This window comes from Rhizobium sp. 22-785-1 (genome assembly GCF_053521965.1).
This window is the reverse complement of sequence record NZ_JBNWDI010000009.1, coordinates 14,020-27,401: the sequence shown is the minus strand read 5'-3', so window position 1 is coordinate 27,401 and position 13,382 is coordinate 14,020. Positions and strand designations below refer to the sequence as shown.

Below are 13,382 nucleotides of genomic sequence, written 5' to 3'. Positions count from 1 at the left end.
CAGATTATTCATTCGTATCAATAAAATACAACCACATGACGCGGATATGAAGCTTAACTTCATTCTCTCTTTACTATGGAGAATGACGCATCGTTTTTTGTAATCGTAATTTTGCCATGAGAGATATAATATCATGGCTATAAGCGCCCATGATGGACGCTGGCCGGATTTCAGGTGACGAATGTTCCGTCATGATCAGCAGACTTACATGGATAGTCTTCTGGAGCGCGTGTCAGCGCTGCAAGATTTTACCCCCGTCCTCATTGCACTTTACGACACGGAAGACCGCGTGCGCTACGCCAACCGCGCTTTCCGCGAAGCCTTTCATCTCTCCGAAGACAGCTTTCCCACATGGGTCGACATTATTCGGATGAACCATCGCGACCGTGTAGGGCTTATCATTAACACGACGGATTTCGAAGCCTGGCTTTTGTCGGCGCAATCCCGGCGCGGCAAGCAGCCTTTTCGCGGTCTCGAACTCGACATGCATGACGGTCGCTGGATCTGGATGACGGAGACGGTGGAAACCGACGGCTGGATGCTGTGCGTGGGCAGCGATATTACCGCCCTTCGCCAGAATCAGCGCAGCCTGAGACAGGATCGCGACCTTGCCATGCGTGCGGCACAGACCGACGAGTTGACGGGAACATCCAATCGCCGTTTCGTTTTCGCAAAACTCGCCTGTCACGCCGAAGCCGTCGACAAGGAGATGGAAATGCCCTTCGGCATCTGCATCATCGACATCGATCTCTTCAAGGGGATCAACGACCGTTTCGGTCATCGCGGCGGTGACGCGGTGTTGCGCGATTTCGTCAAGCTGGCGCATTCCACCATTCGCCGCCCGGATTATTTCGGCAGGATCGGCGGCGAGGAATTCATGCTGGTGATGCCTCGCACGGGGCTCGATGAGTGCGTTTCGATTGTCCGGCGCATTCTGGAAAAGGTGGCAGAGACACGTCCCTTTGCCGATTACCCGGATTTTTCCTATAGCTGTTCTGCCGGCGTTGCGCTTTACAAGGCCGGTGAGGGCGCCAACGAACTCTACCACCGGGCCGACCGCGCGCTCTATCTCGCCAAGCAGAATGGCCGCGCACGTCTGGAATCGGTCGTCGACTAGCGTTTTAACACGCTGTAGCCGAAGATGCTGTGGGGATGACGCGCCGCAGGATCAGACCAGTTCAGCCGGAACCAGCCCATGCAGCGAATTTCCGACGAATATCTTACGACCTTGCAGATCTTCAGGCTTCAACGCCTGCCCGCGTGCCTTCCTCTCACGAATGAGGTCGGCGCGAAGCACGCTTGGCAAAATGCCGCTATCGAGCGGCGGAGTCAGCAATTGGCCATCCGGACCTTCGACGAAGAGGCTGGTGGCGGAGCCCTCGCAGATTTCGCCGCGCTCGTTGAGAAGCAGGACTTCGTCGGCTTCCTTGGGCGAAAATTCCGCGCGGGCGGCATCGTAGGGCTCGCGGCGCGACGACTTGTGCCGGTAGAAGGTGTCGCTTGAACCCAGCCTGGTCTTTTGCGCTATCTTCAGCCGCCAGACAGCATCGGGGGCGACCGGAACGAAAGGCTCGGCTGCAATCTCCATCTCGCCCTTGTAGTTCATCACCAACGCGACTTTCATCGGAACGTCGCCATTCACGGTCGTCTTCAGAGCGGAAGCCGGATCCTTCGGGGCGCGGAAACCCAGCGCATCGGCTGAACGCAGCAGGCGGCGCAGGTGTTGCTCCAGCCTCTGGAAGCCGCCTTGCGGCTCCCAGCGCAATGTTTCCCTCAAGGTCAAATCTGCGGGCTTGCGCTTCATGCTCATCGTCCGTCTTCAGCGGATGGCGATCATACCGATCGACCGGTCACGCTTGCGTTTGTGTTATGCCGACTGTCGAGAGTGAGAGCCGCGTGGGCACCCTTGTATGGCGCGTGTCTCGAACCTCGATTCCAATCAGGTATAAAAACCGGCGAAGCTTGTCCGAAATGGGAGCGCCGCCGGTTTTCGTCGCATAAATTACTTGGCCGCCTCGTCCAGCGCTTCCAGTTCGTCGATCAGGCCTTCGATCATCGACAGACCCTTGCTCCAGAAGGAGGGGTCTGCGGCGTCCAGCCCGAAGGGCTTCAGAAGCTCCGAATGATGCTTGGTGCCGCCGGCTTTCAGAAGCTCGAAGTACTTTGCCTGGAAGCCCTCGTCGGCATTCTGGTAGACGGCGTAGAGCGAGTTCACCAGGCAGTCGCCAAAGGCATAGGCATAGACGTAAAAGGGCGAGTGAATGAAGTGGGGGATATAGGTCCACCAGGTCTCGTAGCCTTCCGAAATGCGGATGGCCGGTCCAAGGCTCTCTTCTTGCACCGAGAGCCACAATTCTCCAATCTGCTCGGAGGTCAGTTCACCTTCCTTGCGGGCGGTATGAACCTTGCGCTCGAACTCGTAGAAGGCGATCTGGCGAACCACGGTGTTGATCATGTCTTCCACCTTGCGCGCCAGCATGGCCTTGCGCTCGCGCGGATCGGTGGTGGCTTCCAAGAGCTTGCGGAAGGTCAGCATCTCGCCGAAGACGGATGCGGTTTCGGCGAGCGTCAGCGGCGTGGCGCACATCAAGGCACCCTGCTCACCGGCCAGAACCTGATGCACGCCGTGGCCGAGTTCATGGGCAAGCGTCATCACATCACGCGGCTTGCCGAGGTAATTGACCAGAACGTAGGGGTGAGCGGATGGCACGGTCGGATGGGCGAAGGCACCCGGCGCCTTGCCTGGGCGGGCCGGTGCATCGATCCATTCCTCGTCGAAGAAGCGGCGGGCAATATCGGCCATTTCCGGAGCGAAGGCGCCATAGGCGGACAGCACCATGTCCTTGGCTTCACCCCAGGGGATAATGGCATTGGAGGTATCCGGGAGCGGCGCGTTGCGATCCCAGTAGTTCATCTGCTCCATGCCAAGCCACTTGGCTTTCATCTTGTAATAGCGGTGCGACAGGCGGGGATAAGCGTCACGCACGGCAGCGGCCAGTGCATCCACGACCTCGCGTTCGACGCGGTTTGCCAAATGGCGGCTATCGGCAATGTCTTCGAACTTGCGCCAGCGATCGGAAATCTCCTTGTCCTTGGCGAGCGTATTGGTGATCAGCGTGAAGACGCGCAAGTTGTCCTTGAAGGTGGCGCCGAGTGCTTCTGCCGCCTTGCGACGCGTCTCCGGGTCCGGCTCCTGCAGCATGTTGAGCGTGGGTTCCAGGGGCAAGCTTTCGCCGTCGATCTCGAAACGCAGATCGGTCATCGTCTCGTCGAAGAGGCGGTTGAAGGCCGCCGCACTCGTCATGGATTTTTCCAGGAATAGCTGCTCCAGGCTGTCATCCAACTGGTGCGGCTTGTCCTTGCGCAGGTCCACCAGCCACGGCTTGTAGTGAGCGGCAAGCGCATCCTTTTCGAACGCCGCGTCGATCAGCGCATCGTCGATGCGGTTCAGTTCCAGCGGGAAGAACAAGAGATGCGAGGCGATGTCGGTAAGCTTTGCCTGGGCATCGCCATAGAGCTTGCCATTGGCCGGGTTGGACGTATCGGAGAAGTAGGTGAGGCCGGCAAAGGAGCCGATGCGGCCGAGAATATCGTCCAGCGCCTCATATTCCTTCAGTGCCGCGCCGATGCCCTCATCGCCGGAACGGCTGGCAGCGGTTTCCAGCTTGCCCTTCCACTTCGTCTCGAATGCCCTGGCATCGGTCTGCGCCTTTTGCAGGTCACTCTTGTATTCGGCGGACTCTGCTGAGGGGTAAAGATCGGAAAGCTTCCAGACCGGCAGGTCGCCAAGGGCAGCGCTACCGCTTTCGGCAGGCGAGAGGGCCGGGCTTTGGATCGATGTCTTCAAGGTCATGAAACGCGTCCTTCTTGTCTTCGTAACGAAGCATATGGGTGCCTCTGTTTCCCGCGGCAATGCTTAAAATGCAAGCAATTCTCAAAACCCGATGTTCAAATCTGCCGTGTCAAAGTCGATCCAAAGGGCCTGCATGATGCGGGTCCATAAACCGGAAACCGGAGATCGAAATGACCACGCATGTTCTCATCGTCGATGATGATCCCGTTCAGCGCCGCGTCTTGAAGCAATCCGTTGAGAGCAGCGGCTATCGGTGCCTTGCGGCTGAAAGTGCAAAGGCGGCGTTCGAGCTTTTGAAGACGCGCGGCGGCGAGATCGGCGTCGTCATCATCGATCTGACGATGCGCGGCATGGATGCCCAGTCCTTCATCCGGGGAACGCATGATCTCGGCATTGCCGTTCCGGTAGTCGTTGAAACCGGGCAGGGCGGTATCGATGTCGTCGTCGAGGCGATGCGTGTCGGGGCGGTCGATTTCGTCGTCAAGCCAGCCTCGCCGGAGCGCTTGGGCACGGCGATTGCGGGAGCGCTAAAATCCGGCGATCAGCCGGCTGTGCGCTCGCTCAAACGCGCCCGCCACAGTGCGCTTGCCCTATCCGATATCGTTTCGGCAAGCCCGGCCATGACGCGGGTGGTGGATCTTTCGAAGCGCGCCAGCCATTCCACAATTCCTGTGGTGCTGGAAGGCGAAGCGGGGGTGGGCAAGGAAACGATCGCCCGCGCCATCCACGCCTCAAGCGACAGGGCGGCCAAACCCTTCGTCATCTTCAATTGCTCTGCGATTTCGCCGGAACTGGTGGACAGCACGCTATTCGGCGGCGAGACGCCTGATTTTCGCGAGAGCGGCGAGCGTCAGACCGGAAAATTCCTTGAGGCCGATGGCGGCACACTGTTCATCGATGAGATCGGCGATCTGCCGCTCGACGTGCAGGTGAAGCTTCTGCGCGCCGTTCAAAGCGCAGAGATCGAGCCTGCAGGTGGGATCAAGACGACAGCCAAGCGTCGCAAGGTTAACGTTCGGCTGATCTCGGCCACCGCAAAGAACCTGATCGAGGAGGTGAAGGAGGGTCGCTTCCGCGAAGATCTCTATTACCGTCTGAATGTCTTTCCCATCACCGTTCCGGCTCTTCGCCGCCGCAGGGAAGACATTCCTTTCCTGGCGCGCGCTTTTGCCGAGCGCTTCTCCATCGAGCAGAAACTGCCGCATGTCCTCGGTTTCAGCGCGTCTGCACTGGCGTTGCTCACCGCCTATGACTGGCCGGGCAATACACGCCAGCTGGAGAACGCCGTCTTTCGTGCCGCCGTGATGGCGCAGGGTCACGAACTGCTGCCGAGCGATTTCGCTCAGATCGTCAAGCAGGTCACTGGTTTCGGAGAGGGCGAAGAAGACAGGCGTGATCCTGACGCAGAACGGCATGCGATCGTTGAGCCGCCGAAGATCGTCGCGATCCAGCCTCACGCTGCACCCGCTTCGGTCCCGGCAGCTGAGGTCGAGGCTGAGGTGGCGCATGACGGCGTCTTTCCGGGCGGCAGCCTGATTGCCAGCACCGATGAGACGGGCAACGTCCGCACCATTGCGCAAATCGAGGAGGAGCTGATCCGTTTTGCACTGCGATTCTATCGTGGCCAGATGAGCCAGGTTGCCCGCAAACTCGGCATTGGGCGCTCCACTCTCTACCGAAAGTTGAAGGATTATGGCATTGATCCCGACGATCCGTTGCGTGATGCGGCGTGACTGCGAGTGCCGACGGCTAAATTAGCCGTTGGCATTTTTGTTAACTCCTGAGCAAGGATATTCCCTTACCCTTCATAAACCTCTTGTTAGTTGTCTGTTCACTATATAGAGGAAGGTTGTATGTGTGTGGCAAATTTGCCATCGTGTCACCGTAATTGAGGTTCAAGTGGGACAATGTGACAAATTGTCTGCCAGGCGGGGATCGAATTGCCATATCTGAATCGGAATAACGCGCATGCGACCAAGCCTGCGCGCGGCTTGATCAAAGATATATGCACGAAGCTGTCGGCACGCGCTGTCACTGTCGCGTGCCTTATGCTAGCCGCACTGCCTTTCTTCGCGCTTTCAGCGGCGCAGGCCTCTGCCGAGACACGCAGTCTCAAGCTCTATTATATCCACACCAAAGAAAAAGCCGTCATCACATTCAAGAGAAACGGCAAGTACGATCAAAAGGGCCTGCAGGAGCTTAACCGTTTCTTGCGCGACTGGCGCCGCAACCAGCCCACCAAGATGGATCCGCGCCTTTTCGACCTCGTTTGGGAAGTCTATCGTCGCTCCGGCGCAACCGACTATATCAACGTCGTTTCCGCTTTCCGCTCGCCAGAGACCAACGGCATGCTGCGTTCGCGCACCAAGGGTGTCGCCAAGCATAGCCAGCACACGCTCGGCAAGGCCATGGACTTCTTCATTCCCGGCGTGAAGCTCGCCCGTTTGCGTGAGATCGGCATGCAGATGCAGATCGGCGGCGTCGGCTTTTACCCGACCTCCGGCTCGCCTTTCGTGCATATGGATGTCGGCAACGTTCGCGCCTGGCCTCGCATGAGCCGCCAGGAGCTCGTTCGCATCTTCCCGAACGGCAACACCATTCACTTGCCTGCCGATGGCAAGCCGCTGCCGGGCTACGACCAGGCTCTGGCCGATTACAAGAAGCGCGTCAGCTCCTCTTCCATTCAGGTTGCCAGCACCGCTGGTTCTGGACCCGCCGCATCGTCTTCCGGCGGCAAGCGCAAGACGCTTCTCGCAGCGCTCTTTGGCGGTGGCGACGAGGACGAGGATTCCGAAGAAATCGCAACACCCGCAGCACCGGCTGGCCGCTCGCCTGCCCCTGCTGCTGTAGCGGAAGAGGCGGAGGAAGCTCCGGTTGCTGTTGCCTCTGCTGCGCCGGTTCCGAGTGCCGTCAACGCACCGCTTCCGACAGCACGCCCGGCTTTCCGCGGCGAAGAGGGTTCGAATGGCCTTGCGACGGCGCTTTATTCGCCGGGTCGCAGCGCCGCCCAGGATGCGCTTCAGGCCGCGACCACGCCGACACCGACAGCCGCACCGGCTGAACAGAAATTCGCCGATCTCGCGGAGGTCTCCGTTCCGGTTCCGACGCTTCTTGGACCACGCGGCATGCGTGGCGATGCTCAGGGTTCGGTCATGACCGCCTCGCTCGATCCTGAAAACGCTCCCGCCGATGCTCTGGTCGCTCATGTACCGGTTCCGGCCAACCGTCCGGCTGTCGCCGAAGCGTTGCTTGCCTCGGCAAGCACCGAAGCGGAAGGACAGGACGACGAGGCTGACGCCCAAGCGTCGCTCTCTCCGACGGTGATCGCCGCGCTCGAACAGAGCGGACAGGATGCGCGCTCCGCCATTGCGACTGCCGGAATGCCGACAGCGGCACCATTCCCGGCATCGGCTTACGCTGCTCCGACGCCAAAGGAAGCTCCTCGCCAAGTGGCGAAGCTCGAACCGATGGTCGCTCCGAAGCAACAGACATTCGGTGACGAATTCGATCCGAAGCCTGCGGCCAACGCCAATAGCGGCCTGAATGCCGGTCTGCCGACCAAGGGCGGGCGCCCGAGCAAGCAGGATGCCGTCGTGTCGCAGCAGGCCATGGTCAGCGGTGGACGCCTGACACAGGAAGCGATTTCCGACTGGGCGCTTAGCCAGAGCAAGGGTGCAACTGTTCGTGCGGTCAAGGCACCGCGTGTCAGCAACCGTATCCTTAGCCATGACATGTCGGCCTCTGCCGCCAATGCAAGTTTCCGCCAGGGCGCCAAGGCAATCGACTCCAGCCGCTTCAGTTCGCCAGTCAGAATGCCCTGAACCTAAGGCCCGACCCGGGCCTTGGAGTATGGTTAGCTCAGGCGGGTACAGCGGCTAAAAACAGCTGTGAAACATCATCAAAGCGTGTCGCGCGGATCGAAAAGATCGCGGCACGCTTTTTCCGTTGCGCACCCGGTGCAGGATCGTTGCCACCGTTTCAATCTCACGTCTGCCCACAATCCGCCTCTAAAGCCCGCATCACAAGGCTTGCGTGGAGCTGCCTGACCCGCTGAGGTCCACCTTGACGCCCTTGCTCGGCGCTGTTAACCCTTCGTTAGTTGCTTTGGTCGTCGCGGCAAGAGTTGTGCGTTTATTGCCGCCTGCAACAGTGTTCACAGTTGGCGCAAAGGCAGTGGTCGGTTTGATCACAGCAGGCATGAAGCATTTTTCAATGCGCCGGTTCTGACGAGCCATGTCCCAGATAAATTCGTTGCTCGTGTTCGAGGTCGAGGTCGAGGTCGTGCCTGTAGGCGCCCTTGCGGCTGGCGTGCCCATCCGTTTTTTCCGTCCATCGGCGGAGAACAGGCGTGTTCAGGCGATCCACCGTGACATGAGCATGATCGACCAGTAATTGACGGTATTCGCGCTCATGACCATTATTGCCAATCTCGCCCCCCGGCAGATCGCCACGCTCTCCACCTCCGTCATTGCAGGCTTGTCCTCGGCCGATGTCGATCAGCTGAGTGCTGCCCAGATCAAGGCGCTGACGAGCGTCCAGATCGGTGCGCTCAATACGTCCGTTATTTCGAGCCTGTCTGCGAGCGAGGTCGGGGCGATCGCACCGAAGTCGATCACCGGCCTGACGCTTGGCCAATTGAGCGCGATTGGCACGGTGCAGCTGTCCGGCCTGACCGCCCAGCAGGTCGCCGCGCTCTACACCAGCCAGATGGAGGGCCTCTCCTCGTCCCAGATCGCGGCGCTGGATACAAGGCAAGTTGCGGCTTTGACCGGCGCCCAGCTCGCGACATTGTCTTCGTCAGAACTGAACAGCTTCAGCGACGACGAACTGACCGTGATCAAGAAGGCCTCCATGTCCGGTCTTTCGACGGCTGCTCTTGCCGGCCTTTCCACGGCCAAGATTGCCGTATTGACCACGCAGCAGATCTCTTCTCTGACATCCGCACAGATGGGGGCATTGACGAGCGCGCAGTTTTCCGCGCTGACTGCGGAGCAGTTCGGCGCGCTGACACCGACGCTTATCACCGGTCTATCGACTGCCGTCATCGCCGCACTGCCAACGGAAAAGCTTGCAGCACTGACCACCCGTCAGGTCGCGGCGCTGACGACAACGCAATTCAATGCATTGAGCTCTGCGAGCATCGCAGCCCTTGGCGCCGCACAGGTGGCGGGATTGACCGCGGGGCAGGCGGCGACGCTGTCTGCCGCCGAACTCAACAGCTTCAGCGCAGACGAGGTCGCCTCGATCAAGAAGAACGTGATTGCGTCGCTGGGCACCTCCACCATTGCGGGACTGTCCACCGGTCTCCTTTCGGCCTTCACGACCGGACAAATCGGAGCGTTGTCTTCTGCTCAGTTGCAGGCCCTCACCACCGCCCAGCTCTCGGCGCTCAGCGGTGAACAGCTCGCATCCCTCAAGGGACCGCAGATCGCCAGCCTTTCGACCGCCACCATTGCCGGACTGGACGACGATACTCTGGCGAGACTGACCTCGCGGCAAATCGGTTCGCTGACGGCGGCACAGTTTCACGCACTTAGCTCCGGCGACATTGCGTCGCTTAACGAGAGCCAGATTACCGGGCTTTCCGCGTTGCAGATGGCAACCCTCTCTGCGGAAGAGATCAACAGCTTCACCTCAGCGGAAATCGCCGCCTTGCAGAAGAGGGCGCTTCCCGGATTATCGACGGCGGCCATCGCCGGATTGTCCACCGGGCTTTTGACTGCGCTGACGACCAGCCAGATTTCGGCGCTGTCCACGGTGCAGATCAAGGCGTTGACCTCCCAGCAGCTCCAGGCGCTGACGCCTGCTCAATTCGCGGCTTTGTCGCCGCAGCAGGTCGCCGGTCTTTCCACCTCCGTCATTTCCAATCTGACGACACAAGTTCTGTCGGCCATGAGCACGAAGCAGATTGCGTCTCTGACGAGCGAGCAATTCGAAGCTCTCAGTTCCGGCAGCATCGAGGCGCTCACCCAAGCGCAGGTGGCTGCCCTGAATGCAAAACAACTGGCAACCCTTTCGGCAGAGGAACTGAACAGCTTCACCGCCGACGAGATCGCGTCCATCAAAAACGCAGCGCTCAAGGGGCTCAGCACGACATCGCTCAGCGGCATGGACTCCACCCACCTCTCAGCCTTTTCGGCAACGCAGCTTAGGTCGATGAGCACAGCGCAGGCCAATATCGTGATTGCAGCCTATCAGGAACATTGACCCATTGATGTGTGGTCTTACCCTGCGCAATCGTCGCCAAGACGTTTTTTCAGTCTTCGAAACGCGTGAAGTGGGCTCTGATTTTTTAAACCGATGCACCGGGTTTGCCGGAAGCGAATTCGGTTCGGGCGGGTGTCATCCCGCTGGGTAGCGCGTGGATATTCACGAAGAAAGCCAGCGTGTCGTGAGACGCGCTGGCTTTTTTGTTCGTTGCGGGCTCTCGGGCCTTGCCGAGATAGAAGCGGAAGGCTCGATCCTTGAGACGCTTGGCCTTGGAACGAAAGAGGGGTAGGCCGAGCTTACCCCTCCGATACCTGTTCAAAGAGTGAAGCGATCTTCGACGACAGCTTCCATCGCGAAAGCGTAGTCCCGCTTATCGCAGAATACGCTTTTAAACGCCGCTCTGGCCGTCCTGCCCGATATAGGCGATGCGAACCATGTTGGTAGCGCCGGGCGTGCCGAGCGGAACACCGGCCGAGATGATGATGCGGTCGCCGGGCTTGCCGAAGCCTTCCGCCACGACGATGCGGCATGCGCGGTTGACCATGTCGTCGAGATCGCTCGCGTCGCTCGTGACCACGCAGTGCAGGCCCCAGACGACAGAGAGACGGCGGGCCGTCTGGATGATCGGCGAGAGGGCGATGATCGGAACCTGCGGACGCTCGCGCGCAGCGCGAAGGCCGGTGGTGCCGGACGAGGTGTAGGTGACGATTGCGGAAAGACGCAGCGTTTCGGCAATCTGGCGGGCAGCAAGCGAAATGGCGTCCGCGCCGGTTGCTTCCGGCTGGGCGCGCTGCGCGTAGATGATGTTGGAATAGTGCGGATCCTGTTCCACGGTGCTGGCGATGGAGGCCATGGTGGAGACGGCTTCGACCGGGTAATCGCCGGACGCGGATTCGGCAGACAGCATGATCGCATCTGCGCCTTCGAAAACGGCGGTTGCAACGTCGGAGACTTCGGCGCGGGTCGGAACCGGGGCGGAAATCATCGATTCCAGCATCTGCGTGGCAACGACCACTGGCTTGCCGGCGCGGCGGCAGGCGCGGGTCAGCTGCTTCTGGATGCCGGGAACGGCTTCGAGCGGCATTTCGACGCCAAGGTCGCCGCGGGCCACCATCAACGCGTCGGACAGTTCGATGATCTCTTCGATGCGTTCGATGGCCTGCGGCTTTTCGATCTTCGACATCAGGCCGACGCGGTTGCCGGCAATCTTGCGCACTTCCGCCAGATCTTCTGGACGCTGAACGAAGGAAAGAGCGACCCAGTCGACTTCCTCGGTCGCCAGAACGGCGGCGAGGTCGGACCGGTCCTTGTCGGTCAGAACGCCAACGCCAAGCAGCGTGTCGGGCAGGCTGATGCCCTTGCGGTCGGAAATCTTGGTGCCGGAAACCACGGTGGTGACGATGCTCTTGCCGTCGCATTTTTCAGCGCGCAGATGCAGCTTGCCGTCGTCGATCAGCAACCGGTCGCCGGGCTTCACGGATTCGAGGATTTCCGGATGCGGCAGGAAGACGCGGTTCTTGTCGCCAGGGGCCTCGTTGTTGTCGAGCGTGAAGGTCTGACCGGCGACGAGGTCGACCTTGGTATCGGCAAACTTGCCGACGCGCAGCTTCGGTCCCTGCAAATCCGCCAGAATGCCGATCGGACGGCCGTTGCGGCTTTCGACAGAGCGAATACGCTGGATCAGCGTGCGCATCAGATCGTGGCTCGCATGGCTCATATTGATGCGGAAGAGATCGGCGCCGGCAAGATGAAGCTTCTCGATCATCGCCTCTTCTGCCGAAGCGGGGCCGAGAGTTGCAAGGATTTTGACTTTGCGGTTACGCTTCATCAGTTCTGACTTTCCTGTGTTCCTGGCGTGTCCGAAAGCTGGACCATCCAGCTTCCCTGCCTGCCCGTATCGTATTCCTTGAAGCCCATGCGCTGGAAGCTGCGGGCATAGCAATCATCGACACCGGTGATCTTGAATTCGTTTTCTGCCACGCACATGTTGACGTCGCCGGTCCAGCGACCGCCGCGGGCGGCATCTTCAGCGTAGAGGTAATAATAGCGCGATTGCAGCTCACCCTCGATCAGGGTCGCGCATGTGGAAGCAGGCACCTGCCACCAGCCTTCGCTGACCCAGCCTTCCTTTGCGCGGTAACCAATGGCAACGCCAACGAGATTTTGCGTGCTGTTGCAGACGCGGAAATCCGCCCATGCCGGCTGCGCTGCGAGAAGGGGAGAAGAGAGGACGGCGGCTGCGGTAAGAGTGCGGATCGCGCGCCGGTGCTTCTTGAGGAGAGCGGAGAATGTGTATGTCACGGCGTCCATCCGGATTCCATGGTTATAGTGAAAACACTTCTAGGCGCGGAGGCCCAAGAATGTCAACGCGAGTTTAATCGATTATATTGTCAGGTCGGGTCTCTGGTGCGGTGCTGTCGATGGCCGTTTGTCCGTGCAAACTTGCGCGTGGCGTCAAGCCATGCCATCAAACGTCTCTCCCAATCGCTGTCCCAAATTCAATCCAGAAATCAATTATGCCAGACTTTCAGCCATACGAAATCATAGAAGGCGATTATGACAAAGGCATGGTTTTGCTAGCAGACCACGCCATGAACCTTCTTCCAGAAGCTTACGGCAATCTCGGTCTACCGCAATCCGCCTTCGAGCGCCATATTGCTTATGACATAGGTGTGGAAGGTTTGACGCGAAGGCTTGCGGGAAGCCTTGGCGTGCCTGCCGTGATGGGCCGGTTTTCCCGCCTGCTGATCGATCCCAATCGTGGGGAAGACGATCCCACGCTGATCATGAAGATTTCCGATGGCGCGATCGTGCCGGGTAATCATCCGATCACCGACGAGGAGTGGCAGAAGCGGCTAAACTCCTATCACCGCCCCTATCACAATGCCGTGGACCGTGTGCTGACGAAGACAGCGGAAATGTCCGGCAAGGCGCCGCTGGTGTTTTCGCTGCACTCCTACACGCCGTTCTGGAAATCCGTTCCGCGTCCCTGGCACGCGGCTGTTCTGTGGGACACGGACCATCGTGCCGTTCATCCGCTGATTGATCATCTGAGATCTGGTGGCGACATTCTGGTGGGCGACAACGAGCCTTACGATGGCGCTCTGAAGGGCGACACCATGTATCGCCACTGCATGTTGAAGGGCATCCCGCACGCGCTTCTCGAAGTGCGCCAGGACCTGATCGGCGAGGAGGCGGGGATTGCTGCCTGGGCCGATCGCCTTGCTCCCATTTTCGCCGCAATGAATGACGATCCCACCCTGCACGAATATCAGCAGTTCGCCTCGCGGACTGGTCCTTATTGAAAGGCGACATCGAT

General features: G+C 59.7%; 11 protein-coding genes. 5 read left to right on the top strand and 6 right to left on the bottom strand.

Translation table 11 applies throughout. From position 1 onward, the window contains the following. Nucleotides 1-208: 208 nt before the first annotated feature. Complete coding sequence (locus ACQZ5M_RS17390) at nt 209-1,117, top strand: sensor domain-containing diguanylate cyclase (protein ID WP_296077877.1); 909 nt, start codon at nt 209-211, stop codon at nt 1,115-1,117. Nucleotides 1,118-1,168: 51 nt separating this feature from the next. Here ACQZ5M_RS17390 and ACQZ5M_RS17385 read toward each other — a convergent pair whose 3' ends face one another. Both ACQZ5M_RS17385 and ACQZ5M_RS17380 read right to left on the bottom strand, forming a co-directional pair. After that, entirely contained in the window at nt 1,169-1,804 is a 636-nt protein-coding gene (locus ACQZ5M_RS17385; protein ID WP_449080367.1) for an aminotransferase class IV family protein, read from the bottom strand. A 198-nt stretch (nt 1,805-2,002) separates the two neighbouring features. Continuing rightward, nucleotides 2,003-3,853: a M3 family oligoendopeptidase gene (locus tag ACQZ5M_RS17380; RefSeq protein ID WP_449080366.1), complete on the bottom strand. Its 1,851-nt coding sequence runs from the start codon at nt 3,851-3,853 to the stop codon at nt 2,003-2,005. Between the two features lie 170 nt (nt 3,854-4,023). On the opposite strand from ACQZ5M_RS17380, the gene ACQZ5M_RS17375 reads away from it, so the two are divergent. Together ACQZ5M_RS17375 and ACQZ5M_RS17370 are read left to right on the top strand one after the other, a co-directional pair. Further along, nucleotides 4,024-5,586, top strand: coding sequence for a sigma-54-dependent transcriptional regulator (locus ACQZ5M_RS17375; RefSeq protein WP_449080365.1), 1,563 nt, complete (start codon nt 4,024-4,026; stop codon nt 5,584-5,586). A gap of 207 nt (nt 5,587-5,793) precedes the next feature. Then, entirely contained in the window at nt 5,794-7,674 is a 1,881-nt protein-coding gene (locus tag ACQZ5M_RS17370) for a DUF882 domain-containing protein (protein ID WP_449080364.1), read from the top strand. Between the two features lie 198 nt (nt 7,675-7,872). On the opposite strand, the gene ACQZ5M_RS17365 is transcribed toward ACQZ5M_RS17370, so the two are convergent. Further along, a complete protein-coding gene (locus ACQZ5M_RS17365) occupies nt 7,873-8,169 on the bottom strand; it encodes a hypothetical protein (protein WP_449080363.1) in 297 nt (98 codons plus the stop codon). A gap of 94 nt (nt 8,170-8,263) precedes the next feature. Between ACQZ5M_RS17365 and ACQZ5M_RS17360 the strand changes: the two genes are divergently transcribed. After that, nucleotides 8,264-10,060 carry a hypothetical protein gene (locus tag ACQZ5M_RS17360; RefSeq protein WP_449080362.1) on the top strand — a complete coding sequence of 599 codons (1,797 nt, stop codon included), beginning with the start codon at nt 8,264-8,266 and terminating at the stop codon, nt 10,058-10,060. Between the two features lie 85 nt (nt 10,061-10,145). On the opposite strand, the gene ACQZ5M_RS17355 is transcribed toward ACQZ5M_RS17360, so the two are convergent. The 3 genes from ACQZ5M_RS17355 to ACQZ5M_RS17345 all read right to left on the bottom strand — a co-directional run bounded on the left by ACQZ5M_RS17355 (nt 10,146) and on the right by ACQZ5M_RS17345 (nt 12,373). Beyond that, entirely contained in the window at nt 10,146-10,382 is a 237-nt protein-coding gene (locus tag ACQZ5M_RS17355) for a hypothetical protein (protein WP_449080361.1), read from the bottom strand. A 69-nt stretch (nt 10,383-10,451) separates the two neighbouring features. Then, nucleotides 10,452-11,891: a pyruvate kinase gene (pyk, locus tag ACQZ5M_RS17350; protein ID WP_296016489.1), complete on the bottom strand. Its 1,440-nt coding sequence runs from the start codon at nt 11,889-11,891 to the stop codon at nt 10,452-10,454. Beyond that, nucleotides 11,891-12,373, bottom strand: a complete 483-nt coding sequence (locus ACQZ5M_RS17345) for a DUF1036 domain-containing protein (RefSeq protein WP_296016490.1) — start codon at nt 12,371-12,373, stop codon at nt 11,891-11,893. Before ACQZ5M_RS17345 ends, pyk begins: the two co-directional genes overlap by 1 nt. 206 nt (nt 12,374-12,579) lie before the next feature. Between ACQZ5M_RS17345 and ACQZ5M_RS17340 the strand changes: the two genes are divergently transcribed. Beyond that, entirely contained in the window at nt 12,580-13,368 is a 789-nt protein-coding gene (locus ACQZ5M_RS17340) for an N-formylglutamate amidohydrolase (protein WP_449080360.1), read from the top strand. Nucleotides 13,369-13,382: the final 14 nt, after the last annotated feature.